The 25,003-nt window shown below is 68.1% G+C and carries 20 protein-coding genes; 17 read left to right on the top strand and 3 right to left on the bottom strand.

Going from position 1 to position 25,003, the window contains the following annotated elements; translation table 11 throughout:
* Positions 1 to 26: 26 nt before the first annotated feature.
* Positions 27 to 947 carry an N-acetyl-gamma-glutamyl-phosphate reductase gene (gene argC / locus RAMLITH_RS12550; protein WP_168107772.1) on the bottom strand — a complete coding sequence of 307 codons (921 nt, stop codon included), beginning with the start codon at positions 945 to 947 and terminating at the stop codon, positions 27 to 29.
* A 161-nt stretch (positions 948 to 1,108) separates the two neighbouring features.
* Here argC and sucC point away from each other — a divergent pair, with 161 nt between their 5' ends.
* The 14 genes from sucC (at position 1,109) to RAMLITH_RS12480 (ending at position 19,206) form a co-directional block, all read left to right on the top strand.
* On the top strand, positions 1,109 to 2,272 hold the full coding sequence (gene sucC, locus RAMLITH_RS12545) for an ADP-forming succinate--CoA ligase subunit beta (RefSeq protein ID WP_168107771.1): 1,164 nt from the start codon (positions 1,109 to 1,111) through the stop codon (positions 2,270 to 2,272).
* 34 nt (positions 2,273 to 2,306) lie between these two features.
* The gene (gene sucD / locus RAMLITH_RS12540) at positions 2,307 to 3,200 is read left to right on the top strand and encodes a succinate--CoA ligase subunit alpha (protein ID WP_168107770.1); all 894 of its coding nucleotides are present in this window, start codon (positions 2,307 to 2,309) and stop codon (positions 3,198 to 3,200) included.
* Between the two features lie 93 nt (positions 3,201 to 3,293).
* Positions 3,294 to 4,001 (top strand): TerC family protein, encoded by a 708-nt coding sequence (locus RAMLITH_RS12535; RefSeq protein ID WP_168107769.1) that lies wholly within the window; start codon positions 3,294 to 3,296, stop codon positions 3,999 to 4,001.
* A gap of 161 nt (positions 4,002 to 4,162) precedes the next feature.
* Positions 4,163 to 6,886 carry a CHASE2 domain-containing protein gene (locus tag RAMLITH_RS12530; RefSeq protein ID WP_168107768.1) on the top strand — a complete coding sequence of 908 codons (2,724 nt, stop codon included), beginning with the start codon at positions 4,163 to 4,165 and terminating at the stop codon, positions 6,884 to 6,886.
* A gap of 11 nt (positions 6,887 to 6,897) precedes the next feature.
* On the top strand, positions 6,898 to 7,683 hold the full coding sequence (locus RAMLITH_RS12525) for a Stp1/IreP family PP2C-type Ser/Thr phosphatase (RefSeq protein WP_168108120.1): 786 nt from the start codon (positions 6,898 to 6,900) through the stop codon (positions 7,681 to 7,683).
* A gap of 48 nt (positions 7,684 to 7,731) precedes the next feature.
* Complete coding sequence (locus tag RAMLITH_RS12520) at positions 7,732 to 8,421, top strand: FHA domain-containing protein (RefSeq protein WP_168107767.1); 690 nt, start codon at positions 7,732 to 7,734, stop codon at positions 8,419 to 8,421.
* A gap of 40 nt (positions 8,422 to 8,461) precedes the next feature.
* Positions 8,462 to 10,711, top strand: coding sequence for a CHASE2 domain-containing protein (locus RAMLITH_RS12515; protein WP_168107766.1), 2,250 nt, complete (start codon positions 8,462 to 8,464; stop codon positions 10,709 to 10,711).
* Positions 10,712 to 10,738: 27 nt separating this feature from the next.
* A complete protein-coding gene (locus tag RAMLITH_RS12510) occupies positions 10,739 to 11,530 on the top strand; it encodes an MBL fold metallo-hydrolase (RefSeq protein ID WP_168107765.1) in 792 nt (263 codons plus the stop codon).
* On the top strand, positions 11,527 to 13,935 hold the full coding sequence (locus tag RAMLITH_RS12505) for an ATPase, T2SS/T4P/T4SS family (protein WP_168107764.1): 2,409 nt from the start codon (positions 11,527 to 11,529) through the stop codon (positions 13,933 to 13,935). Before RAMLITH_RS12510 ends, RAMLITH_RS12505 begins: the two co-directional genes overlap by 4 nt.
* Positions 13,936 to 14,112: 177 nt before the next feature.
* Complete coding sequence (locus tag RAMLITH_RS12500) at positions 14,113 to 14,592, top strand: pilin (protein WP_168107763.1); 480 nt, start codon at positions 14,113 to 14,115, stop codon at positions 14,590 to 14,592.
* Between the two features lie 41 nt (positions 14,593 to 14,633).
* Entirely contained in the window at positions 14,634 to 15,857 is a 1,224-nt protein-coding gene (locus RAMLITH_RS12495) for a glycosyltransferase family 2 protein (protein ID WP_238344176.1), read from the top strand.
* 1 nt (position 15,858) lies between these two features.
* Positions 15,859 to 16,677 carry a hypothetical protein gene (locus tag RAMLITH_RS12490; RefSeq protein WP_168107762.1) on the top strand — a complete coding sequence of 273 codons (819 nt, stop codon included), beginning with the start codon at positions 15,859 to 15,861 and terminating at the stop codon, positions 16,675 to 16,677.
* Positions 16,674 to 17,852, top strand: coding sequence for a hypothetical protein (locus RAMLITH_RS12485; RefSeq protein WP_168107761.1), 1,179 nt, complete (start codon positions 16,674 to 16,676; stop codon positions 17,850 to 17,852). Before RAMLITH_RS12490 ends, RAMLITH_RS12485 begins: the two co-directional genes overlap by 4 nt.
* 94 nt (positions 17,853 to 17,946) lie before the next feature.
* A complete protein-coding gene (locus tag RAMLITH_RS12480) occupies positions 17,947 to 19,206 on the top strand; it encodes a glycosyltransferase family 4 protein (protein ID WP_168107760.1) in 1,260 nt (419 codons plus the stop codon).
* A gap of 278 nt (positions 19,207 to 19,484) precedes the next feature.
* On the opposite strand, the gene RAMLITH_RS12475 is transcribed toward RAMLITH_RS12480, so the two are convergent.
* Positions 19,485 to 20,252 carry a glycosyltransferase gene (locus RAMLITH_RS12475; protein WP_168107759.1) on the bottom strand — a complete coding sequence of 256 codons (768 nt, stop codon included), beginning with the start codon at positions 20,250 to 20,252 and terminating at the stop codon, positions 19,485 to 19,487.
* A 41-nt stretch (positions 20,253 to 20,293) separates the two neighbouring features.
* Positions 20,294 to 21,310, bottom strand: a complete 1,017-nt coding sequence (locus RAMLITH_RS12470) for a glycosyltransferase family 9 protein (protein ID WP_168107758.1) — start codon at positions 21,308 to 21,310, stop codon at positions 20,294 to 20,296.
* Between the two features lie 62 nt (positions 21,311 to 21,372).
* Here RAMLITH_RS12470 and RAMLITH_RS12465 point away from each other — a divergent pair, with 62 nt between their 5' ends.
* From RAMLITH_RS12465 to RAMLITH_RS12455, 3 genes are all read left to right on the top strand, one after another.
* Entirely contained in the window at positions 21,373 to 22,488 is a 1,116-nt protein-coding gene (locus RAMLITH_RS12465) for a glycosyltransferase family 9 protein (protein WP_168107757.1), read from the top strand.
* A gap of 8 nt (positions 22,489 to 22,496) precedes the next feature.
* Complete coding sequence (locus tag RAMLITH_RS12460) at positions 22,497 to 24,107, top strand: Wzy polymerase domain-containing protein (RefSeq protein ID WP_168107756.1); 1,611 nt, start codon at positions 22,497 to 22,499, stop codon at positions 24,105 to 24,107.
* A 110-nt stretch (positions 24,108 to 24,217) separates the two neighbouring features.
* Positions 24,218 to 24,907 carry a hypothetical protein gene (locus tag RAMLITH_RS12455; RefSeq protein WP_168107755.1) on the top strand — a complete coding sequence of 230 codons (690 nt, stop codon included), beginning with the start codon at positions 24,218 to 24,220 and terminating at the stop codon, positions 24,905 to 24,907.
* Positions 24,908 to 25,003: the final 96 nt, after the last annotated feature.

Below are 25,003 nucleotides of genomic sequence, written 5' to 3'. Positions count from 1 at the left end.
CCGGCCGGCCGCGTCGTGCGCGTCGCCTAGAGACCCAGCATCAGTTTCAGGTTCTGCACCGCCGCCCCGCTCGCGCCCTTGCCCAGGTTGTCGAGCCGCGCCACCAGCACCGCGTGGTGGTGATCCATGTTCGCGAACACCCGCAGTTCCATCCTGTTGGTGTCGTTCAGCGCCAGCGCGTCGAGCTTGCCGCTGTCGGTCGGCGCCTCGACGGTCACCCATTCGCTGCCGGCGTAATGCCGCGCCAGCGCGTCGTGCAGGTCGGCCGCCCGGGGCCTGCCGGGCAGGGTGTCCAGGTGCAGCGGCAGCTGCACCAGCATGCCTTGCCGGAAGTTGCCGACCGACGGAATGAAGATCGGCCGGCGCGTCATGCCGGTGTACTTCATGATCTCCGGCAGGTGCTTGTGCTTCAGGCCCAGGGCGTACAGTTCGAACGCCGGCGCCTCGCCTTTCTCGTACGCCTCGATCATGGCGCGGCCGCCGCCCGAATAGCCGCTGACCGACGGCAGCGCCACGGGGAAGTCGCGCGGCAGCAGGCCGGCGTCCACCAGCGGGCGCAGCAGGGCGATGGCCCCGGTCGCATAGCACCCTGGATTGCTGACCCGGTCCGCCCGCGCGACTGCTTCGCGCTGTCCGGCCGCCAGTTCCGGAAAGCCGAAGACCCAGCCGTCGGCCGTCCGGTGCGCGGTCGAGGCATCGATCACCCGCGGTGCCCGGCCTTCGCCGCGGCGGATCTCGTCGATCGTGCTCACCGACTCGCGGGCCGCGTCGTCGTGCAGGCACAGGATGACGAGGTCGACTTCGGCCATCAGCTCGCGCTTGGCCACCGCGTCCTTGCGCTTCTCGGGCGCGATGCTGACCAGTTCGACCTGCGGCATCTGCTCGAGCCGCTCGCGGATCTGCAGTCCGGTGGTGCCGGCTTCGCCGTCGATGAATACTTTCGCCATCTGTTTGATCCTGTGCAAAGCATCCCACGCAGCGCGGGGGCGAGGCGCAATTGGTGCGATGCACCATGATACAGTTCATGGCCGACATCTGCAGGCGGTCTCGCCGTCTGCCATCGGCGCCGCCCGTCTTCGGGCCCAGCCCGTTCCTCGAGAGACACCTGATGAAGATTCACGAGTACCAAGGCAAGGAAATCTTGCGCAACTTCGGTGTGCCTGTGCCGCGCGGCATCCCGGCCTTCACCGTGCAGGAAGCAGTCGAAGCTGCGCAGAAGCTGGGCGGCCCGGTCTGGGTCGTGAAGGCCCAGATCCACGCCGGCGGCCGCGGCAAGGGCGGGGGCGTCAAGCTGGCGCGCTCGGTCGACGAAGTCAAGGCGCTGGCCGGCCAGATCCTCGGCATGCAGCTGGTCACGCACCAGACCGGGCCCATGGGCCAGAAGGTGCGGCGCCTGCTGATCGAGGAAGGCGCGGACATCAAGAAGGAATACTACGCGTCGGTCGTCACCGACCGTGCTTCGCAGAAGATCGCGCTGATGGCGTCGAGCGAAGGCGGCATGGACATCGAGGAAGTGGCGCATGCCACCCCCGAGAAGATCATCAAGGTCTTCGTCGACCCGATCGAAGGCATCACCGACGCGCAGGCGAAGGAGCTGGCCGACGGCATCGGCGTTCCGGCGGGCTCGACGCAGCAGGCCGTCGACGTGTTCAAGAAGCTGTACCGGGTGTACATGGAGACCGACGCCACGCTCGTGGAGATCAATCCGCTGATCCTCGAAGGCAACGGCAACATCAGGGCGCTGGACGCGAAGTTCAACTTCGATTCGAACGCGCTGTTCCGCCATCCCGAGATCGTGGCCCTGCGCGACCTCGACGAAGAGGACCCCGCGGAAATCGAGGCGAGCAAGTTCGACCTTGCCTACATCAGCCTCGACGGCAACATCGGCTGCCTGGTGAACGGCGCCGGCCTCGCGATGGCCACGATGGACACCATCAAGCTGTTCGGGGCCGAGCCGGCCAACTTCCTCGACGTCGGCGGCGGCGCCACGCCGGAGAAGGTCACCGAGGCGTTCAAGATCATGCTGAAGAACGACAAGGTCAAGGCGATCCTGGTCAACATCTTCGGCGGCATCATGCGCTGCGACACGATCGCCGAGGGCGTCATCGCCGCCTGCCGCGCCGTGAACCTGAACGTGCCGCTGGTCGTGCGCATGAAGGGCACGAACGAGGAACTCGGCAAGAAGCTGCTGGCCGAGTCGGGCCTGCCGATCATCAGCGCCGACACCATGGCCCAGGCGGCCCAGAAGGTGGTGGCGGCCGTCAAGGCCTGACAGCCCGCCGCGCCAAACGATCAGGATCACACCCATGTCCATCTACATCAACAAAGACACGAAGGTCATCACGCAGGGCATCACCGGCAAGACCGGGCAGTTCCACACGCAGAAATGCCAGGAGTACGCGAACGGGAAGAACTGCTTCGTGGCCGGCGTGAATCCCAAGAAGGCCGGCGAGAAGATCTTCGACATCCCGATCTACGCCTCCGTGAAGGAAGCCGCCGGCCAGACCGGCGCCACGGTGTCGGTGATCTACGTGCCGCCGGCGGGCGCCGCCGCGGCGATCTGGGAAGCGGTGGAGGCCGACCTCGACCTGGCCATCTGCATCACCGAAGGCATTCCCGTGCGGGACATGCTGGAAGTGCGCGCGAAGATGAAGGCCAAGGAAGCCAGGGGCGGCAAGAAGACGCTGCTGCTCGGGCCGAACTGCCCGGGGCTCATCACGCCCGACGAGATCAAGATCGGCATCATGCCGGGCCACATCCACAGGAAGGGCCGCATCGGCGTCGTGAGCCGTTCCGGCACGCTGACGTATGAAGCGGTGGCGCAGCTCACCGAGATCGGCCTGGGCCAGTCGAGCGCCGTGGGCATCGGCGGCGACCCGATCAACGGCCTCAAGCACATCGACGTGATGCAGGCGTTCAACGACGATCCCGACACCGACGCGGTGATCATGATCGGCGAGATCGGCGGCCCCGACGAAGCCGACGCCGCGCGCTGGTGCAAGGCGAACATGAAGAAGCCGATCGTCGGCTTCATCGCCGGCGTCACCGCCCCCGCGGGAAAGCGCATGGGCCACGCCGGCGCGCTGATCTCCGGTGGCGCCGACACGGCCGAGGCCAAGCTTGCCATCATGGAAGAGTGCGGCTTCAAGGTGACGCGCGATCCCTCCGAGATGGGCAAGCTGCTCAAGACGCTGCTGTAACGGACGGGATTACGGTTATCCACAATCCGCGAGCCCCCGCGGTTCGCGGACAATGGGTGTTCCTCCACCGACCATCCGCACCGAGACTCCTGCATGGACGCATTGCTGACCGCCCCCTTCTGGATCGCCGTCGGGCAGATCATCCTGATCGACATCCTGCTTGGGGGCGACAACGCGGTCGTCATCGCGCTTGCGTGCCGGGGGCTGCCGCCCAAGCAGCGCAAGCTGGGCATCATCTACGGAACGGCCGGCGCCATCGTCCTGCGGGTGATCCTGATCGCCTTCGCGCTGGCGTTGCTGTCGATTCCGTACCTGAAGCTCGTCGGCGGCGCGCTGCTGGTGTGGATCGGCGTGCAGTTGCTGTCGCCCCAGCACGACGATGACGATCACAGCAACATCGGGTCCAGCGACAAGCTCTGGGGCGCCGTCAAGACCGTGATCGTGGCCGACCTCGTGATGAGCGTCGACAACGTCCTGGCGATCGCCGGCGCCGCGACCGGCGCCGGCTCGCACCAGATCCCGCTCGTGATCTTCGGCCTTCTGGTGAGCATTCCGATCATCGTGGCCGGCAGCCAGCTGGTGCTGAAACTGATGGACCGGTTCCCGATCATCATCACCCTGGGCGCGATGCTGCTCGGGTGGATCGCGGGCCAGATGGCGTTCACCGACCCGGGCGTGCGGCCGTACCTGCCCGAAAGCAAGACCTGGGAATACGTCGCCGCCGCGGCGGGCGCGCTCCTCGTGCTGGCGATCAGCAAGCTGCTGGCGGCGCGGCGCAACGGCCAGTCCGAGCCTGCCTGACGATGGCTGCAACCAAATGTATGCACCGCGTGAAGAAGTTACTTGTCCCTCCGGTGAGCCTCTGCTAACGTCCTGACGGTTGTGTGCCCGCTCGCAGCAGCGGGCACCTGCCAGTGCCGCGGAGTGCCTGGCACCGGTCAGGCTGCACGAGGGGCGTGTCAGTGGGCACTTCATCATCGACGAGGCGGGCTGCCTTCTGGCGTGCGGACTGGTTCGTCGCCCTGGTGATCGTGCTGGCGGTATGGAGCCTGCACCAGGGCACCGACGCGATCGGCTCCCTTGAGCGCCGCTTCTACGACTTCGGCAGCACCAGCGGCGCGCCCCGGCCGTCCGACCGCATCGCCGTCGTCGCGATCGACGACCAGAGCGTGGCGAACATCGGGCGCTGGCCCTGGCCGCGCGACGTGCACGCGCAGCTGATCGACAAGCTGGCCGCCGCGCAGGCCAAGACGATCGTCTACACCACGTTCTTCTTCGAGCCGCAGACGGACCGCGGCCTGGCGTTCATTCGCAGGATCAGGGATGCCCTCGCCGCACTGCCCGACCAGGAGGCCGGTGCCGCGGCGCAACAGGTGATCGAAGAGGCTGAGCGCACCCTCGACACCGATGCCCTGCTGGCGGCGAGCATCGCCCGTGCCGGCAACGTGCTGCTCCCGGCCGTCTACGTGGTCGGCGAGCCGCGCGGCAAGCCGGATCAGCCTCTGCCCGCCTACGTGGCACGCCACGCCGTCGACGAGACCCACGGCTATTCGATCCCGGCGGTGCGCGGCCAGTACCCGCTGCCGGCCCTCGGCCAGGCGGCCGCGGGCGTGGGCCACCTGAACCAGCTGCACGACGCCGACGGGGCCGTGCGCGACGAGGCGCTGCTCATCAACTATTACGGGAAGGCGGTGCCGTCGATGGCCCTGCTGGCGGCGGCGCGCAGCCTCAACCTCGGTCCGGGCGACCTGCGGCTGCAGCCGGGCGAAGCCGTGCAACTGGGCCGGCTGAGGATCCGCACCTCGGAGGAGGCGCGCCTGCTGCCGCAGTTCTACAAGGGCCGCCAGGGCGGCCCGGCCTTCGCGGTCGATTCCTTCTACGACGTGCTGAACGGAAAGATCCCGCCGTCGAAATACGCCGGCAAGATCGTGCTGGTCGGCGCGACGGCCGCAGGCGTGGGCACGCAGTTCCCGGTGCCAGGCTACGCCGGGCTGTCGCCGGTGGAGCTGATCGCGCACATCACGTCGAGCATCCTGGGCGAGCACTTCCTGGTGCGGCCGTCATGGGCGGGCCTGGCCGAGTTCGGTGTCTTCCTGCTCGTGGCAGCCTACCTCGTCGCACTGCTGCCCCGCCTCTCGGCCGGCAAGGGCGCCGCCGCCACCGCCATCCTGCTGCTCCTGCTGGCGGGCAGCGAGTTCGGGCTGCTCGCCGGGGCGGCCCTGTGGCTGCAGCTGATGTTCCCGGCGACGCTGCTGCTGATCGGGCACCTCGCGCTCACGACCAAGCGCTACGTCGTGACCGAGGCCGGCAAGCTGAAGTCCGACGACGAGTCGGCCGAGACCAATCGGATGATGGGGCTCGCGCTGCAGGGACAGGGCCAGCTGGACATGGCGTTCGACCGGTTCCGGCGCGTGCCGATGGGCGACGCGCTGATGGAGAACCTGTACCACCTGGCGCTGGACTTCGAGCGCAAGCGCCAGTTCAACAAGGCGCAGACGGTGTACGAGCACATGGCCGCGTGGGACGCCGGGTTCAAGGACGTGAAGTCCAAGCTCAATCGCGCCAGGAACCTGTCCGAGACCGTGATCCTCGGCGGCGGCGGCTCGCATCCCGGCGGCACCATCCTGCTCGAAGGCGGCGCGGTCGAAAAGCCGATGCTGGGCCGCTACCAGCTCGAAAAGGAACTGGGCAAGGGCGCGATGGGCGTGGTGTACCTCGGCAAGGACCCGAAGATCGGCCGCGTGGTCGCGATCAAGACGATGGCCCTCGGCCAGGAGTTCGCGGGCGACGAGCTGGTCGACGCCCGCGGGCGCTTCTTCCGCGAAGCCGAAACCGCAGGCCGGCTGCAGCACCAGAACATCGTCACCATCTTCGACGCCGGCGAGGAGCACGACCTGGCGTACATCGCGATGGAATTCCTCAAGGGCAGCGACCTGGCGGACTTCTGCAAGCCGGGGCAATTGCTGCCCCTGCCGCGCGTGCTCGGCATCGCGGCCCGCGTCGCCGATGCGCTCGGCTACGCGCACCGGCAGAACGTCGTGCACCGGGACATCAAGCCGGCCAACATCATGTACGAGCCGGACGGCGACGTCGTGAAGGTGACCGACTTCGGCATCGCGCGCATCACGGATTCCAGCAAGACCAAGACCGGGCTGGTGCTGGGCACGCCGAGCTTCATGTCGCCCGAGCAGATCGCCGGCAAGAAGGTGGACGGCCGTTCCGACCTGTATTCGCTGGGCGTGATGCTGTTCCAGATGCTCACCGGCGTGCTGCCGTTCCGCGGCGAGTCGATGGCGGAGCTGATGTACCGGATCGCCAACGAGGAAGCGCCCGACGTGCGCGTGCTGCGGCCCGAACTCTCCGAACGGCTGGCGCGCGTGGTCGCCCTGGCGCTGGCCAAGGCGCCGGAAGCACGCTACCAGAGCGGGGAGCAGTTCGCGGCCGATCTGCGCGTGGCGCTCGACGAGCTGCCGGCGGCCGCTTCCCGCACGCAGGCCGCGGCGCCCGACTTCGGCCGAACGGTGGTCCAGGCTGCCGCCGCGCCGCCCCAGGCGCCCGGATATGATGCGGCCCCGAGCGCCAGCAATGGCGCGAACGCGCGCTTCGCCAGCGCCGAGGGGGCCGGCCCGCCGTCCGCCTCCGGCGCCCGGCCCGGTGGGGACCGGCCAAGCGACCTGGAGCCATGACCCGGGAAGATATGAACTACGAGTTTCGCTTTCGGACGGACCCGGGCCTCGCGCGGGAGAACAACGAGGATTCCGTCGCCGTCGACGAGGCCACCCGGCTGGCCATCCTGGCCGACGGGATGGGCGGCTACAACGCCGGCGAGATTGCCAGCGGCATGGCGACCACGTTCATCAAGTCGGAACTGGGGCGCTGGCTGTCCCAGGCCGGCCGCCATGCGAACGCGCGCGAAGTGCGGCGCGCCATGGAAATCTGCGTCGACAACGCCAACCGCTCGATCTTCAACGCGGCGAACTCCAACCCGCATTACAGCGGCATGGGAACGACCCTCGTGCTGGGAGTGTTCCAGGACGCGCGGCTGATGCTGGGCCACATCGGGGACTCCCGCTGCTACCGGCTGCGCGATGCGGAGCTGACGCAGGTGACGAAGGATCATTCGCTGCTGCAGGAGCAGATCGACGCCGGACTGATCACGGCGGCCCAGGCCGCAACCTCAGCGAACAAGAACCTCGTCACCCGCGCCCTGGGCGTCGAGGACACCGTGATGCTTGAAGTCACCGAGCAGAAGGTGGAGCCGGGGGACCTCTTTCTGATGTGCTCCGACGGCTTGTCTGATATGGTGAACGACGAGGGGATCGCGAACATCCTGCGACAGGAGGGCAGCTTGGAGGACAAGGTGACGCAGCTGGTGGCAGCGGCCAACGCCAACGGCGGCCGCGACAACATCTCCGTTCTGCTGGCGCTGGCGGGCGAGGGTTCCAAAAAGCGCGGGCTGATGTCGCGTTTGCTGGGAAAATAGCCCGACCGTACTGGGACATCCCATGAGCCAAACAGACAGGAGCGGACCATGCCGAAAATGATCGTCTCGATCGACGGTGTCGTCATCAAGGAAGTGCAGCTGAGCAAGGATCGCACGACGCTGGGTCGGCGGCCTTACAACGACATCGTGATCGACAACCTCGCCGTGAGCGGCGAGCATGCGGTCCTGCTGATGAACGGCAACGAGGTCTACCTGGAGGATCTCAACAGCACCAACGGCACGTACGTCAACGGCAAGGCGGTGAAGAAGCAGCTGTTGCAAAATGCCGACACCGTCGAGATCGGCAAGTACAAGATCAAGTACGTCAACGAAGCGCCGGCGGCCAGCTTCGAGAAGACGATGATCATCAAGCCGGGCTCGACGCCGCCGCCGGCTCCCGCCCAGGCCAGGCCCGCTGCGCCGCCGCCCACGGCGCCGGCCGCGCCGGCCGGCGCGACCGGGTACGACATGAGCCATGTGCACGGCAGCATCAAGGTGCTCTCGGGCGCGGCCGCCGGCCGCGAGGTGGCGTTGGTCAAGGTGGTGACGACCATCGGCAAGCCCGGCGTCGCCGTCGCTTCCATCACCAAGCGGCCGCAGGGCTTCGTGGTGGCGCACGTGGAGGGCGCGAACCGGGCCAGCGTGAACGGGACGGTGATCGGCGCCGACCCGGTGCCGTTGCGCCACGGGGACCTGCTGGAACTGGCCGGGACGCAGATGCAGTTCGTCCAGAACTGACGCCGTTGCCGCGGCTCGCCGGCGGCCGAGGCCTGAACGGATGAAAGCCCTACGAAGACACGGAGCGCGAATCGCCATCGCGCTCGTGCCGCTCCTGTTCGCCCTGCTGCATGCCACCGACGCGCTGCCGATCGGCGTGCTGCAGCGGCTGGACAGCATCATCTACGATGCCCGGCTGCGCTGGACGATGCCCCGCACGCTCGACGAGCGGATCGTCGTCGTCGACATCGACGAAAAGAGCCTGGCGGAGGTGGGGCACTGGCCATGGGCCCGTGTCCGGCTCGCCGAACTGATGGACGAGCTGTTCGATCGCCAGCAGGTCAGCGTCGTCGGCTTCGACGTCGTGTTTCCCGAGGAGGACGACACCTCCGGACTGCAGCAGCTGCGGCGGCTGGCGAGCGGCGACCTGAAGGACGAGCCCGGTTTCGTCCAGAAGCTGCAGCAGCTGCAGGGCTCCCTCGATTACGACGCGCTGTTCGCAAGATCCCTGCGGCAGCGGCCGGTGGTGCTGGGCTACTACTTCACGAGTGACCGGGGCGGGCGCACGGCGGGGGTGCTGCCGCCCCCGGTGATGGACAAGGGCGCGCTGCGCGGCCTGCCGATCAAGGTCACGAGCTGGAACGGTTTCGGCGCCAACATCGCGCCGATCGCCGGCGCCACGACCATGGGCGGGTTCTTCAATCCCGCCGTGGACCCGGACGGCGTGGTCCGTTCCGTTCCGCTGATCGCGGAGTACCAGGACCGCTACTACGAGTCGCTGTCGCTGGCGGTGTTCCGCCTGCTGATGGGTCTGCCCACCGTCGAGCCGGGGTTTCCTCCGGAAGGTACCGTGCCCGGCGAATACCAGAACCTGGAGAGCGTGCGGCTGCGGCTCGGACAGAAGATCTTCGCGATTCCCGTGGCCGAGGCCGTGACCACGCTGGTTCCGTTTCGCGGACCGGGCGGTCCCGAGGGCGGCTCGTTCCGGTACGTCTCGGCGTCGGACCTGATCGCCAAGCGCATCCCGCCCGGCACGCTCAAGGGCAAGATCGTCCTGGTGGGAACGACGGCCCCCGGCCTGCTGGATCATCGCGTCACGCCGGTCGGGGAGACGTATTCGGGCGTCGAGATCCACGCGAACCTGTTGTCGGGGCTGCTGGACAACCGCATGCTGGTGCAGCCCGACTACGCGAGGGGATTCGACCTCGTGGTCCTGCTCCTGGCCGGCCTCGTGCTCGCCCTGGCATTGCCGCTGCTCACCGCGCGCCGGGCGCTGGTGCTCAGCGCGGTGGTGATCGCCGGCATCGTGGCGCTGAATTTCGCGTTGTACACGGGCGCCGGCCTGGTGCTGCCGCTCGCCGCCGCGTTGGGGATGGCCATCGTCACGTCGGCGCTCAACATGAGCTATGGCTATTTCGTCGAGAGCCGCAGCAAGCGCGAACTGGCCAACCTGTTCGGCACCTACGTGCCGCCGGAACTGGTCGACGAGATGGTGAAGGACCCGGACAGCTACAGCATGAAGGCCGCCAGCCGCGAACTGACGGTGATGTTCTGCGACATGCGCAATTTCACGAAGGTGTCCGAACAGCTGCAGCCCGCGCAGGTGCAGGAACTTCTCAACACGCTGTTCAACCGGCTCACCGACGTGATCCGCAGCAACCGGGGCACCATCGACAAGTACATGGGCGACTGCGTGATGGCCTTCTGGGGCGCGCCCGTCGAGATCGAGCAGCCCGCGCACTATGCCGTCAAGTGCGCGCTGGAGATGGCCAACGCCGTGCGCCGGATCAACGAGGAGCAGCGCGCCAGGGGAAGGGCGGAGATCGGCGTCGGCATCGGCCTGAACACCGGGATGATGTTCGTCGGCGACATGGGCTCCGACATCCGGCGCAGCTACACCGTGATCGGCGACGCGGTCAACCTGGGCTCGCGCCTCGAGGGCCTCTCCAAGGTGTACGGCGTGGACATCGTGGCCAGCGAGGCCACCCGCCGCCAGGCGCCGGACTTCGCCTGGCAGGAAATTGACCGTGTCCGGGTCAAGGGAAAGGAGCAGAGTGTGGCCATCTACTGGCCGGCCGCCCCGGCCGGGCGCATCGACAGGGCGGCGCAGGAGGAGCTCCAGGCCTGGGCGACGTTCCTCGAGGCGTACCGCGCGCAGGACTGGGACCACTGCGACCTGCTGTTGCCCGAGCTGCGGCGGATGAACCCGAAAAAATACCTTTACGAACTCTATGCCCAGCGTGTAGCCTCGCTGCGAACGCTGCCGCTGGATCCGGAGTGGGACGGCACGAGCAGGTTCGAAACCAAGTGAGCAATCCATGGCTCGGCGGAGATTGACATGAAGGTGCGGGTGCTGGGTTGCTCCGGCGCGATCGCGAAGGACTGCCGGACCACGTCCTTCCTGATCGACCGCGACGTCCTGCTCGACGCCGGCACGGGAGTGGGCGACCTCACGCTCGACGAGATGCGCGGCATCGAGCACGTCCTGCTCACGCATTCGCACCTGGACCACGTCGCCGCGCTGCCGCTGATGGTCGACGCGATCGCGTCCGGGCTGGCCCGGCCGGTGCAGGTCCATGCGCTCGCCGGGACGATCGCCGCCCTCAGGGCGCACGTGTTCAACGACGTGATCTGGCCGGACTTCACCCGGATTCCCTCGGAGCGGGCCCCGTTCGTGCAGTTCCGTGAGCTTCACGTCGGCGAGACCCTGCACCTCGGCGGCAAGCACATCGAGGTGCTGCCTGCGGTGCACACGGTCCCCGCCGTCGGCTATGCCGTCACGGCGGGCGGTGGCTGCTGGGTTTTCACCGGCGACACCGAGCGCAATCCCGCCTTCTGGCGCCGCCTGAACGAGCTGGACGTCGCGGCGCTGGTGATCGAGACGGCCTTCAGCAACCGCGAGAAGGAACTCGCCGAGCGCAGCCTGCACCTGTCGCCGCACGTGCTTGCCAACGAGCTGGATCGAATCGACCGGAACAAGAATTTCCCCATTTACATCATGCACACCAAGCCGGCCGAAACCGACCTGATCATGAGCGAGATCCAGCGCTTCGACCAGACGCAGCCGTTCGGCCACAACGTCGCGCACGACATCCGGTGGCTGCGCGCCGGCCAGGAATTCGAGCTGTGAGCGCGGTCTTGCCGCGGCCGCCGGATTCCGAGCTGGCGTTCCTGGAGTCGCAGCAGCTGCCGCCCGACAAGCGCGGCGTCTCCTTCGAGGCGCTGTTCTACCGGCGGCTGCAGCAGGTCACCACGCGCATCCACGACACCGAGAACGTCGAGCAGATCATGCTCGAGTCGAGCCAGGACATCTGCAAGCTGCTCAATGCGGACCGCCTGACGCTGTACGCGGTGACCGAGGACCGCAGCGCCATCATCTCCAAGGTGAAGACCGGCCTGAACACCAGCCGCGACCTCAAGCTGCCGATCAGCGCGCAGAGCATCGCCGGCTACGTGGCGCTCAGCGGCCAGGTCCTCAACATCGCGGACGTGTACGACGAGGAGGCGCTGCGGCGGATCAATCCATCGCTCATGTTCCTGAAGGAAGTGGACAAGCGCTCGGGGTACCGGACCAGGCAGATGCTGGTGCTGCCGATCGCCGACGGCGAGAAGCTGCACGGCGTGCTGCAGGTGATCAACAACAAGAACGACCAGCCGTTCGGCGAACTGGAAGTCGAGGGTGCGACCCAGTTGTGCAAGACGCTGGCGACGGCCATCCGCCAGCGCATGCAGAAGGCGTCGGACGAGCAGCGGCGCCGCGCAACGAAATACGACGCGCTCGTCAACGATGGCGTGATGACGGCCGCGGAGCTGCAGGAGTGCATCCGCAAGGCGCGCGAGCAGGGCGAGCCGGTCGAGCGCATGCTGATGGAGAACTTCAGGATCCGGCCGGGGCAGATCGGCGCGTCGCTGTCGAAGTTCTTCGGGGTGCCGTACGAGCCGTTCAATGCCGGCCGCATCCGGTCCGAGCAGCTCCAGGGACCGCTCAAGCGCGAGTTCGTGCAGGAGCACCGCTGGATCCCGCTGGAGGAGTCGCCCGAAGGACTCGTGATCATGTGCACCGATCCGGAGGCGGTGCGGGGCTCCCGCGTCGTGCCGCAGGTGTTCCCGCGCTTCACGAAGTTCACGTACCGGGTGACCACGCAGGCCGAATTCGACGAAACGCTGGTCCAGCTGTACGGCGGCGACAAGGAAGCTTCGATCGACGAGCTGCTGGCCGACATGGGCGGGGCGCTGGAGGAGGAGAACGGCGACGAAACCGCCCTCGAGAGCGCGGCCGCCGACAACGAACTGGTCAAGTTCGTCAACAAGGTCATCGTCGACGCCTACCAGCAGAAGGCATCCGACATCCACATCGAGCCGATGCCCGGCAAGTCGAAGACGGGCATCCGTTTCCGCATCGACGGCAGCCTGCAGCCCTACATCGAGGTGCCGTCGCATTTCCGGCAGGCCCTGGTGACGCGCCTGAAGATCATGTGCGACCTGGACATCTCGGAAAAGCGCAAGCCCCAGGACGGCAAGATCAAGTTCAGGAAGTTCGGCCCGCTCGACATCGAATTGCGCGTCGCCACGATCCCGTCGGCCGGCGGTGTCGAGGACGTGGTGATGCGGATCCTGGCCGCCGGCGAGCCGATCCCGCTGGAGAAGCTCGGCCTGACGCCGCACAACCGCGAGCGGCTCGAGAAGACCGTGAGCAAGCCGTACGGGCTGTTCTACGTGTGCGGTCCGACCGGCTCGGGCAAGACGACGACGCTGCACTCCATCCTGAAATTCCTCAACACGCCGGACACCAAGATCTGGACCGCCGAGGACCCGGTCGAGATCACGCAGAAAGGGCTGCGCCAGGTCCAGATCAACAAGAAGGCGGGCATCGATTTCGCGACCATCATGCGGGCCTTCCTGCGCGCCGACCCGGACATCATCATGGTCGGCGAGTCGCGCGACCACGAGACGGTCTCGATGGGCGTGGAGGCCTCGCTGACCGGCCACCTCGTGTTCTCGACGCTGCACACCAACTCCGCGCCGGAGTCGATCGTGCGCCTGCTGGACATGGGCATGGACCCGTTCAATTTCGCCGATGCCCTGCTCGGCATCCTGGCCCAGCGCCTGGCCAAGAAGCTGTGCGACTGCAAGCAGGAGTACGCGCCGGACCAGGAAGAAGTGAAGCTGTTCATCGCCGAGTACGCCGAGGAACTGCGCAACACCACCGCCTGGAAGGCGGATTACGCCGGGGAGGCGAAGAAGCTGTACGAGAGCTGGCTGAAGCTCTACGGCCAGGGCGGCCACCTGCGCTTCCACAAGGCGGTGGGCTGCGACAAATGCAACCAGACCGGCTACAAGGGCCGGCTGGGCCTGCACGAGTTGCTGGTGGCGGACGACGAGATGAAGCGCCTGATCCAGGAGCGAGCCCGCGTGGCGGCGCTGTTCGCCCATGCGGTCGAGACCGGCATGCGCACGCTGAAGATGGACGGGATGGAGAAGGTGATGCTGGGGCTGACCGACCTGAAGCAGGTGCGCGCCGTCTGCATCAAGTAGGGCGCGCCGGGCGCCGACGCAGCCAGCGATGACAAAAATGTCGGATGAGCGGGAAGCTCGGCCGTTTTTGGGCAGCGCGGACCAGCAAAGCACCCGAAAAGTAGTTCCATGGAACTACAACATGCGCTGGCACAGCTATTGCGAATCCACCCGGCTTCTTTCACTTTCGGAGGTCACATGAAGCGTATGCAACAGGGTTTCACCCTTATCGAACTGATGATCGTGGTTGCGATCATCGGCATTCTGGCCGCCGTGGCGCTGCCCGCGTATCAGGACTACACGAAGCGGGCCAAGATGTCCGAAGTGGTGCTGGCCGCGTCCGCCTGCCGCACGACGATCACCGAGGTGTATCAGTCCGGTTCGTCGACCCCGACGGCCGACGGCTGGGGCTGCGAGGCGACGGACCAGACCAGCAAGTACGTCAGGAGCATCCATACCAGCACGGCTGGCGTGATCACGGTCGAGGCGACTGGCTTCGGCGACTCCAACATCGACGGCAAGAAGATCAACCTGACGCCGTACCACGATGGCAGCACCCCCAAGAACCCGGCGACGACGAACCACATGGGTTCCCCGGTGTTCAAGTGGGTCTGCGGTCCGGACGCCACGACCCCGATGCCGCCCAAGTTCCTGCCCGGTTCCTGCCGCGGTACCTGATAGCCCGGTTGCCTGGCATCTGAGATGATGAGCGAGCGGCTTTGGCCGCTCGTTTCATTTGGATGCTCATCGAAGTTCGACCTGCCGCCGCCGTGGATGACGCCGCACCCGAGTTGACCGTCCTGATGCCGTGCCTCAACGAGGCCCGGACGGTGGGAGCGTGCGTCCGCGCCGCGCGCAGCTTCATCGAGGGCGCGGGCGTGCGCGGCGAGGTTCTGGTGGCCGACAACGGCTCCGAGGACGGATCGCCCGACATCGCGCGGGAAGCGGGTGCACGCGTGCTGCACGTCGCGCAGCGCGGATACGGCGCCGCCCTGCTCGCCGGCGTGGCCGCGGCGCGTGGCCGCTACGTGATCATGGGGGATGCCGATGACAGCTACGATTTCTCGAGGCTGTCGGAATTCCTCGGGAAGCTGCGCGGCGGTGCCCACCTGGTGATGGGCAACCGGTTCCGCGGCGGCATCGCCCCGAACGCCATGCCGTTCCTCCACCGGTATCTCGGCAATCCGGTCCTCAGCTTCGTCGGGCGGGTCTTCTTCCGCACCCGCATCGGCGACTTCCATTGCGGTCTGCGCGGCTTCTCGCGCGATGCGGTGCTCGGGCTGGGCCTCATCACGCCCGGCATGGAGTTCGCCAGCGAGCTGGTCGCCAAGGCTGCGCTCGCGAGGCTGCGGATCGAAGAGGTGCCGACCACGTTGCGGCCCGACGGGCGCGGAAGGCCTTCGCATCTGCGTACCTGGCGCGATGGCTGGCGCCACCTGCGCTTCCTGCTGCTGTTCTGCCCGAGGTGGCTGTTCCTCTACCCCGGGGTCGCGCTCCTGGTCGCCGGGCTGGCGGGCCTCGGCCTGGGGGTGCTCGCGCCGCCCGCGCCAGGCACCCTGCCCTTCGGCATTCATACGCTGCTGTACCTGGCCGGCGCCACCATCCTCGGAGTCCAGTTCATCGTGTTCGCGCTTCTCAGCAAGTGGATCGCGGTCCTGGCGGGGCTGGTGGCCGAGCCGCCGTGGATGACGCGTTGGGCGTCGTCGTTCACCATCGAGAATGGCCTCATGCTCGGACTTGCCACCTTCACCGCCGGCCTGTTCTGGTCGCTCTGGCTGACCTTCGACTGGGGCCGCCGCGGCTTCGGCCAGCTCGATCCGCTCGAAACCATGCGCTATGCCATCCCCGCGATCACGATGATGGCCTGCGGCATGCAGGCGGCGATCGGATCCTTCTTCGCGGGCGCGCTGCATTTCTGCTGGCGCTCCGCGCGCGTGGCCTGACATGGCCCCGCGCCGCGCCTTCTCCGGTCCGTCGCCGGCGGCGGAACTCGCCGCGCTGGTCCTGGTCGCCGGACTGGCGTTCGCGTGCGTGCCGCTCGCGCTCGGCGGGATCGGGCTGGGTTGGGATGCACTGAACCACCATGTCTATCTCGGCTGGATCGCCGACGAGCCACGCTTCGATCGCGACTTCCTCGCCGCCTCCAACCAGTCGTTCCAGTACCCTTACCTGTACTGGCCGCTCTACAAGCTGTTCGCGTCGGGATCGAGCGGCACGACGGGGGGTGTGGTCCTGGTATCCCTCAACCTGCTCGCGGTGCCTGCGCTGTGGCTGCTGGCACGAGCGGGCGTGCCGGACGCGAGCTGGTACGGCCTCGCGATGCGCTGGCTTGGCGTGGCCCTGGCGTTTCTCACCGGCGTCGTGCTTTCGCTCTTCGACGCCACCTCCAACGACGTCCTGGCCGCCATCCCCCTCGTCTGGGCCGTGGCACTGGGCGTGCAGCCGATGGTGCCCAGGCGGCAGGACTCCAGCGGATCGCGGACCCTCGTCCTGCTCTCCGGCCTCTGCGCCGGCGCGTCGGTCGCCTTCAAGCTGAGCAACGGGCCGCTTGCGATCCTGCTGCCCTTCCTGTGGGGCTTCCACGGCCAGTCCGTCCGACAGCGGCTCGGCCACGTGGCGTTGGGCAGCTTCGCCGCGCTGGCCGGCTTCCTGCTCCTGTACGGCTGGTGGGGATGGCAGATGTGGATCCATTACGGCAACCCCATCTATCCCTTCCACGACCACTGGTTCGAGCCGCTGCGCGCCTGGCGGAGGGGCCAATGATCAGGTTCCTGCCGGACAACTGGCGCGAAGCCGTCATGCGGCCGCTCGCGATGGCTTCCCCCGACGGCGGCGTCTACGTGGAACTCATCGCGCCGGATTTCCGTTTCGCCTTCATCTTGTTGCTGGTGCTGGCCTGGGCCGCGCTGGCGCGGCGCGGCGAGCGGCGCTGGTCGCCGCCGCTCGTGCTGGCCGCGCTCACCGCCCTGGCGTTCGTGCCGTGGTTGGCCACCACGGGCAACGGGCGCTACTTCATGGCGTTCCTGCTGATCGCCGGCCCGCTGTGCATCGGCCTGCTGCACCTGCTGCCGCTCACGCGAGCCTTCCGGCTCACCGCGGCCGCCGGAATGGTGTTGTGCCAGGCGTTCCTGATCCACCTGATCGAGCCGTGGGGCACCTGGGGCCACGTCACCTGGGGCGACGGACCGGCGTTCCAGCTCCAGGTGCCGCAGGACGTGGCCTCGCAGCCGGCCACCTACGTCACCTTGTCCAGCATCTCCTACTCGCTCATCGCGCCCAGCTTCCATCCAGGCTCGCGCTGGGTCAACATCGCCAACCTGCATGGCGCGGCGCAGAGAACAGCCGACATCGCCCAGGCCGTCATCGACGCGCCGGGGCCGCTCTACACGATCTTCCCGACCTTGCCGGGCGGACAGAAGGGCCGGCACATGGATGCCGAGCTGGCCGTAGCGATCGACGGCCTTCTCGCGCGTCAGCAGCTGTCGCTCGCCGAACCCGACGCGTGCCGGGTGATTGCCTCGCCGACCATGGCCAGGCTCGACGTGCACCGGAAGTCGCAGGCGCAGCAGGACGCCGCGGCCGTGCACGGCTTCTGGCTGTGTCCGCTCGCGCGCCGGGCGAATACGCAGATAGCGCAATCGGCAGCCATACCGCCGGCCACCGAGCGGGTGTTCGAAAAACTGGAGCAGCTCTGTCCCCGCATCTTTCCGCCTGGAGGGGCGGTGAGCCTGCGCATCCCGGCCGGCGCCGTGCGTGGCTACCTCGATTCCGACTTCAAGCTCTATGTGCTGGAGGACGGGCGTGTCTGGTACAAGTACTTCCGGGCGCTCAATCCCGTGCTCCTGGGCAGCGTGTCCGACGTCATGGCACCCGCCTTCGGCATGGATTGCGAGCGTGTACGCGGCCGGTCTGGCCTGCCGTGGGAACGGGAGATATGAGCGTTGCCCGCTTGCGCGGGACGTCGCCGTGCGTCGGGTCCGCGGCTGCCTGGGCGCGGCGGCCTTCGCGTGAGGAGGCTGGCGCCCGATGCGCATGAGCCGGCTGTTCTTCGACACCACGTATACACGGACGCAGCGCGGGGCCGTGGGGATCACGCGCACGGTACGCCGCCTGTTCCACGAGCTGGAAGAACAGGACGCCGTTCCGGTCCAGGCGATCGCGTATGGCGGCGGCCGTTTTCGCGAGGTGGCGTCGGCCAGCCCGGAGCCGGTTTCCCATCGCGTTCCGGCCGGCCTCACCTTCAGGCTCGCAACTTCGCGTCCCGGCAAGTTCGCCGTGACGCAGCTCACCCGGCTCCCGTGGCCGATCTTGCGACCGCTGTGGGAATACGGAACGGGCCGGGCCTACGGCTCCTCGTGCCACGGCGCTCCCGCCGCGGACTTCCGGCCCGGCGATGCCGTGCTGCTGTGCGACGCGTCGTGGAACTACGCCGCGTGGACGGCGGTTGGCAGGGCGCGTGCCGGCGGAGCCCGCCTGGCATTCATGGTGCACGACCTGATGCCCATCCGGCACCCCGAGTTCTGCGCGCCGGAGCTGGTGCGCATCTATGGCCGCTGGTTCGAAGAAATGGTGCGCGCCGGCGATGCGGTCATCTGCAACTCGGCGGCGACCGAACAGGATCTCCGGCAGTGGGCGCGGGAAGCCGGGTGCGTGCTGCCGCCGACGGGATGGTTCCGTCTCGGCGCCGACCTGCCCTGCCTTCCAGGCGACCGTGCCGCCCGCCCGCAGATCGAATCCTTCCTCATGGGAAGCGAGCCGTGTTTCGCGGCGGTCGGCTCGGTCGAGCCGAAGAAGAACTACGCGTTCCTCCTGGACGCCTTCGAGCGGCTCTGGGCAGACGGCCTGGACCTGCGTCTCCTGATCGCCGGCCGTGCGACCGCAGAGTGCATGGACCTGGTGCGGCGCATGAAGGAACACCCCGAGCACGGCACCCGTCTGCTGGCCGTGTTCGACGCGACCGACACGGAAATCGCCCGGATCTACGAGCACTGCCGCGCGCTGGTCTTTCCGTCGCTGATGGAAGGCTTTGGGCTGCCGCTGGTGGAGGCGAGGACGCAAGGATGCCCGGTGATCGCCAGCGACCTGCCGGTCTTCGCCGAACTCGGCGACGGCGGCGTGTTCCTCTATGAGCGCCATTCGGCCGCGGCGTTGCGCGAACGCCTCGTGGAGCACGCGCGGGCCGACGCCAGGCCGCGCTGCGGCCGCATGCCCCCGTTCCTGTGGAAGGACAGTGCCGCGCAATGCCTTCGCGTGGCGGCCGATCTCCTCGGCATGACGCTTGCTCCCGGCTGAAGCAGGCTAGTGTCCTGTCCCACAAATATCTGTGCTCTCGCTGGTTCGTAGCGGGCCGCAGGCAAGGCGCGGGCGCCGGCCAATACTTGACGTATTGGCCGGTGACCGTAACGCGGCATGCGGCCCGCTACGAGCCAGCCCGGAGGGTTCGGCGCCTGCGGGGCGCTCGGCGGCCGTCCAAAGCGGGTCCAGACGTCCAGTCTGGACCCGCTCTGGCCAACCACCGATCATCCCCGCATCCATCCGAACGAGAGTACAGATATTTTTGGGACAGGGCACTAGCGCGCGTCCCGCCGCATCACTGGCGCCGCCGCTGCGCGGCCAAGCATGCGCAGCAGGCGGGGCTTCGCGGCACACACCAGGACCTGCAGTGCGTAATAGGGCAGCACGTCCAGGCCGCGCCATCCCCTGAGTTCGAAATTGATGCGCAGCCGGTCCACGGTGGAGCGGACGGCATTGCGGTCGGAGAGGCCGCCGAGCGCGAACACGGCAATTCGCGCATCCACTTTCGCGAAGCGGGCCCCTCCAAGATAGAGCTGGAACAAGTGACGGTAGTCGGACGCGAGCGAGGTGCCGAACGGATGCCGCAGCGCCAGCGCGCGCCGGACGATGGCTCCCTGGTGACTGAATGGCATGTGGTACTTGAAACTGGCCAGCGGCGCCGTCGACGCCGGGACCACGCGACCACTTTCCAGCCTGACCGAGACATCGCCGTAGATGACATCGTGGGCGCCGGCCGCCAGCAGTTCGGCCAACGCGTTCTCGTGGGCGAGCACATCGTCGCTGCCCAGCACGTACACGTACTCGCCGCTGGCGAGCGCCACGCCCTTGTTCAGTGCGTCGTAGACGCCGCGATCCGGCTCCGAGACCAGCCAGGCCACATGCGCTCGATACCGTTGCAGGATGTCGAGCGTTCCGTCCTGCGAGTTGCCGTCGATCACCACGAGCTCGACGGGGACCGACTGCCTCACGACCGACTCGAGCGCGTCCCGCAGCGTCGCCGCCGAGTTGTACGTCGCGATGACGACGGAGACCTTGGTTGACACGGTTCTGGTCCGCAGGAGCGGCATGCGAGAAAGGACGGCCATCATATCCGTGCGCGCGCCTGCGTCGGCGCCCGCAGGATGTCGTCGAGCCGCAAGGTGCGAAAGTACTGGCCGTCCGGGCTGCGGCCGAACACTTCATACGCCGGGTCATAGAGCGCATCGTCCTTCCAGACCCAGTGCGCGCCCGGCGGACACTTGCGCAGGGGGTGGGTCGGGCCGAACACGGCCACCACCGGACTCGACACGGCGCCCGCCATGTGCATCAAGCCGGTATCGGTGGTGTAGACAGCCTGGGCGCGGGCCAGTACGTCCCAAGCCTGGCGCAGGCTGGTGCTGCCGCACAGGTTCCGGCCCCCGTACCGGCGCGCGAGCGGCTCATACGCGGCGTGCTCCTGTGGCGATCCAAGGAACACGACGCCGCCCCTGGCCTTCAGCGCCTCGACCAGGCTGGCAAACAAGGGGGCCGGCAGCTTGCGCACGTGCGAAGCTTCACCCGGGTTGCTGCCGCCGCTGTTGATCGCGACGGTGTAGGGTTCATCGGGCAGCAGGAACCGCTCGCGCCCGGGCAGCTCCGGCGCCCGGTCGGCCCGGTCGACGGCCAGTCCGGCCGTCTCGGCCAGGTCCAGGTAGCAATCGATCTCGTGGCGCAGCGCGCCATAGGGCGCGGCGCGGGTGTGGGGCCACCCTTCGACGGACCGGCGCCGGAAGCCGATGCGCCGCGGAACGCCGGACAGCCTGGCGAGCCAGCCGAAGATCCAGTGCTTGTCGAGGACGAACACGGTGTCGTAGCCCCGCAGCAGCGCGAGCACGTCGCCAAGCCGGGTCGCTTGCCGGCGAAACAGGATGGATTCGTCGAAAGTGCGCACGGCATCGAGGTGCGGATTGCCTTCGACCACGGCGCGCGAGCCGCTTCCGACGAGATAGTCGATCCGTGCGGCGGGCAGTTGCCGGCGCAGCTGGCGCAGCAGCGGCGTCGTCATGAGCACGTCGCCCAGCGCGCCGATCTTCCAGAGCAGGACGGCCTTCGGCTCGCGGGCGCGGTCGCATGGTGACACCATAGACGTTCCACTATAGAGGACCGAAGGTCGCCCGGCGCGCTGGCACAATCGCCCTGCAGCCAATGCCGTCCACCCTGTCCTCCATCCGAGAGAGCGCGTTGCCGCGGCTCGTCGACCATGCGGCCGGCACGCCGTTGCTGTGGCTGTGGGGTGCCTGCCGGCGCACGCGCGTGCCGCCAGCCGCGCCGCGGCACTTCGGGCTGATGATGTTCGAGACGATCGGCGACACGCTGCTCGCCGCAAGCTTGATCGCGAGCCTGCGCGCAAGCGTCCCCGATGTCAGGGTGACCGTCTTCGCATCGCGCGGCAACCTCGGCGTCCTGGCGCTGCTGGCGGGCATCGACGCCGTCGTCGACGTGCCCTTGACCAGGCCGCTCCACGCATTCGCCGCGATCAGGAGCATTGCCGTCGACGTGATGTTCGATATCGGCCAGTGGCCGCGCTGGTATGCGCTGCTGTGCGCCGCCTCGCGCAGCCGGTACACCATCGGTTTCGCCACGCCCGGACAGTGGCGCCACTATGCCTATGACCGTGCAGTCCCGCATGGCCGCGACGTGCACGAGCTTGCGAATTTCCAGCGGCTGCTGGAACCGATTCCCGGCGCCAGTCCGCTGCCGCCGGAGCGCGCGCTGAAGCCCGTCGGACGGCCGCCGGCCGCGATCGGCGCGTGCACGCCATACGTCGTGATGCACCCCTGGGCCAGCGGCTTCCGGTTCGCATCGCGCGAATGGCCGCTGGCCCGCTGGAGCGAGTTGATCGCGCGCACGTGCGCCCTGGGAATGGCAGTGCTGGTGTCCGGCAGCCCGGCGGACCGGCCCCGGGCGGCAGCCCTCGTGGCGCGCTGCCCCGGTGGACTGCCGGTGCGCTCCATTGCCGGGGACGTGTCGCTGGCCGAGCTCGCCGCCGTGCTGCAGGCGGCCGCCGCCGTCGTGGCCGTCAACACCGGCGTGATGCACCTGGCCGCGCTGCTGGATGCGCCGCTGGTGGCGTTGCACGGGCCGACCAGCCGCCGGCGCTGGGGACCTGTTGGCAGCCGCAGCATCGCGCTGGCACCGCCGCCGCCGGCTGCGTGCGAGTTCCTGCACCTGGGGTTCGAATATCCCGGGCGTCCGGCGAACTGCATGGAACGCATCGAGGTCGACGAAGTCCTCGCGGCATTGCGCTCGTTGCTCAGGTGACGGCGTTCGTGTCCCCACGCCTTGCGGCGGTGAGCGTGCTCGTTGCCCTGCCCTGGCTGAATCCATTCGCCCCAGGCCCCTCGTCCTGGGTCGGACCCTGGCTGTTCAGCGCCACGTGCGCCGCCCTCGCATTCGGATTGCAGGGACACGGCGGGCCGCGGTGGCCGGTGGCGGCCGTCCTGGGCGGCATCGGCGGCTGGGCCATCTTGCGCACGGGGTGGTCTCCTGAGACGCTGGCTGCGGCGGCAGCCTGCCTGCTGGTCTGGATGATGGCCGCGATCACGGCCGCGGCACCCGACCGCGACCGGCTGGTCCGGCTGATCGCGACGGCCTGGGCCGCCGCGGCGGCGGCGAGCACGGCCGCCGCGCTGCTCCAGTACTTCGGGGCCGCCGACTGGCTGGCGCCCTGGGTGAACCAGTCGGCCGCGGGCGAGGCCTACGCCAACCTGCGCCAGCGCAACCAGTTCGCCTCGCTCACGGTGATCGGCATGGCAGCGATCCTGTGGCTGGCGGCGCGAGGCGCGATGCGCTGGCCCGCGCTGGTGGCGATGGCGTGGCTGGCCGCCGGAAACGCGGTAACCACCTCGCGCACCGGATTGCTGGAACTGCTGCTGCTCGGTATCGCCACGTCCTGGTGGGCCGGACCGCGGTCGCCCCGCATGCGCCTGTGGCTGCTCGGACTCGCGGCCTACGTCGCTGCCGCGGTGGCGCTGCCCTGGCTGGCCGAGCTGCTGACGGGCGAGCCGGCCAACTCCCTGTGGGGACGCGTGAGCAGCAGCGAGTCCTGCGGCAGCCGCATCGTCCTCTGGTCGAACGTGCTCACGCTGATCGCCGAGCGGCGGTGGCTTGGCTGGGGCTGGGGTGAACTGGATTTCGCGCACTACGCCACGCTGTACGCCGGGCCGCGCTTCTGCGACATCCTGGACAACGCCCACTCGCTGCCGCTGCACTTCGCGGTGGAACTGGGGCTTCCGGCGGCCCTCGTGCTGTGCGGGGCGATCGTTGCCGGCGTGTGGAGCGGCCGCCCATGGCGGGAACGCGACGACGTCCGGCAACTGGCATGGGCCGTGCTGCTGGTGCTCGGCGTGCACAGCCTGCTGGAATATCCGCTCTGGTATGGGCCGTTCCAGATGGCACTGGGACTGGCGCTGGGGCTTCTCTGGCCGGCACCTGCGACGGAATCAAACGCGGCTGGACCGGTGGCGAGCCGTCTCGGCACTTCACTCCTCGCGCTCGGACTGCTGACGGCGGCGGCGTACGCGGCCTGGGATTATTTCCGCGCCAGCCAGGTCTACCTGCCCCCGGAACGGCGTGCGCCCGGCTGGCAGAGCGATCCGCTGGCACGCCTCGGCGGCTCATGGCTGTTCGGCAGCCAGGTCCGTTTCGCGGAACTGACGCTGACGCCGGTCACGCGCGGGAACGCCGCGCGGCTGTACGACGACGCGGCCGACCTGTTGCACTACTCGCCCGAGCCGGCGGTGATCGAGAAGCTCCTGGACAGCGCCCTGGCGCTGGGCCGCGAGGACGAAGTGCTGCTGCACCTGGCGCGCTTCCGCGCTGCCTTTCCGCAGGCATATGCCGCCTGGGCCACCCGCTACCGCGGACCGGCGACTCGCTGATCGGGGTCCGAGCGCCGGGCGTGACAAATGCCCGGCTCCCAGTGCTTGTCGTTCCCGGCCGATCGTGTCAGCCTCCGGTCTGCTCATCTTTTCGCGGAGGTCTCCTGCGCATGAAATCCTGGTCGGTGTTTGTCGCCTATTTCATGGGGCTGGCGCTGTTCGCGCTCGGCCGGTGGCTGGGCTACAACTTCGACGATCCCACGTTCGACCAGATCCTCTATCACCTGTACTACAGCGACAGCGCCGGTGTTGCCATGGGGCGGATCTTCTTCTCGACGTTTTTCGCCGAATGTCTTGTCTTCCCGCTGCTGTTCGGTGGGTGCGCGACCGCCCTCCAGGGGGTTGCGAGCCGGCTGGTCGTGCCGAGTCCCAGGGCGCATCGCCTGCTGCGAGGCATGGTTCTGCCGTCGATTGCAGCCGCGTCGGGCGCGGTGGGGTTGATGGTGCAGCTGTCGGTGTTCTCCTGGATCGGCTATCACTTCGCCGAAGATCGTTTTGCGCATGAATACGTCCCCCCCGATGCGACGCGACTTACGGCGCATGCGCCGAAGAACCTGGTCCTGGTGTACGTGGAGAGCCTGGAGGAGACGTATGGCGATGCCGGACTCTGGGGCCGTGATCTGCTTCAGCCGCTGCGCAGCATCGGCGGCACGAGCTTTGCGACTTACCGCCCGGCACCGGGGGCGACCTGGACCATTGCCGGCATGGTGGCCACCCAGTGCGGAGTGCCGCTGCGGGTGGCGAGCCCGCTGGACTTCAGGACCGGTTCTGGGCTGCCCCCGATTTCCCGGACACATTGAATGGCAACATGTGTTCAGGAGATCGAAATGGCTTCAAGGAAGCACTACACGGACGAATTCAAGCGTGAGGCGGTCAGGCTGGCGACGGCGCCGGGG

Origin of the sequence: Ramlibacter lithotrophicus, assembly GCF_012184415.1 — a bacterium.
GTDB classification, from domain to species: Bacteria; Pseudomonadota; Gammaproteobacteria; order Burkholderiales; family Burkholderiaceae_C; genus Ramlibacter; species Ramlibacter lithotrophicus.
Note: the sequence above shows the minus strand (reverse complement) of the source record. Positions and strands in the feature narration are given on the sequence as shown.

Bases quoted from the DNA above. Each gene is read 5' to 3' on its own strand.
- RAMLITH_RS12500 (WP_168107763.1), top strand. From the start codon at position 14,113: ATGAAGCGTATGCAACAGGGTTTCACCCTTATCGAACTGATGATCGTG.
- RAMLITH_RS12535 (WP_168107769.1), top strand. From the start codon at position 3,294: ATGGACGCATTGCTGACCGCCCCCTTCTGGATCGCCGTCGGGCAGATC.
- RAMLITH_RS12485 (WP_168107761.1), top strand. From the start codon at position 16,674: ATGATCAGGTTCCTGCCGGACAACTGGCGCGAAGCCGTCATGCGGCCG.
- RAMLITH_RS12520 (WP_168107767.1), top strand. From the start codon at position 7,732: ATGCCGAAAATGATCGTCTCGATCGACGGTGTCGTCATCAAGGAAGTG.
- RAMLITH_RS12490 (WP_168107762.1), top strand. From the start codon at position 15,859: ATGGCCCCGCGCCGCGCCTTCTCCGGTCCGTCGCCGGCGGCGGAACTC.
- sucD (WP_168107770.1), top strand. From the start codon at position 2,307: ATGTCCATCTACATCAACAAAGACACGAAGGTCATCACGCAGGGCATC.
- RAMLITH_RS12515 (WP_168107766.1), top strand. From the start codon at position 8,462: ATGAAAGCCCTACGAAGACACGGAGCGCGAATCGCCATCGCGCTCGTG.
- RAMLITH_RS12510 (WP_168107765.1), top strand. From the start codon at position 10,739: ATGAAGGTGCGGGTGCTGGGTTGCTCCGGCGCGATCGCGAAGGACTGC.
- argC (WP_168107772.1), bottom strand. From the start codon at position 947: ATGGCGAAAGTATTCATCGACGGCGAAGCCGGCACCACCGGACTGCAG.
- RAMLITH_RS12480 (WP_168107760.1), top strand. From the start codon at position 17,947: ATGAGCCGGCTGTTCTTCGACACCACGTATACACGGACGCAGCGCGGG.
- RAMLITH_RS12465 (WP_168107757.1), top strand. From the start codon at position 21,373: ATGCCGTCCACCCTGTCCTCCATCCGAGAGAGCGCGTTGCCGCGGCTC.
- RAMLITH_RS12525 (WP_168108120.1), top strand. From the start codon at position 6,898: ATGAACTACGAGTTTCGCTTTCGGACGGACCCGGGCCTCGCGCGGGAG.
- RAMLITH_RS12455 (WP_168107755.1), top strand. From the start codon at position 24,218: ATGAAATCCTGGTCGGTGTTTGTCGCCTATTTCATGGGGCTGGCGCTG.
- sucC (WP_168107771.1), top strand. From the start codon at position 1,109: ATGAAGATTCACGAGTACCAAGGCAAGGAAATCTTGCGCAACTTCGGT.
- RAMLITH_RS12470 (WP_168107758.1), bottom strand. From the start codon at position 21,310: ATGGTGTCACCATGCGACCGCGCCCGCGAGCCGAAGGCCGTCCTGCTC.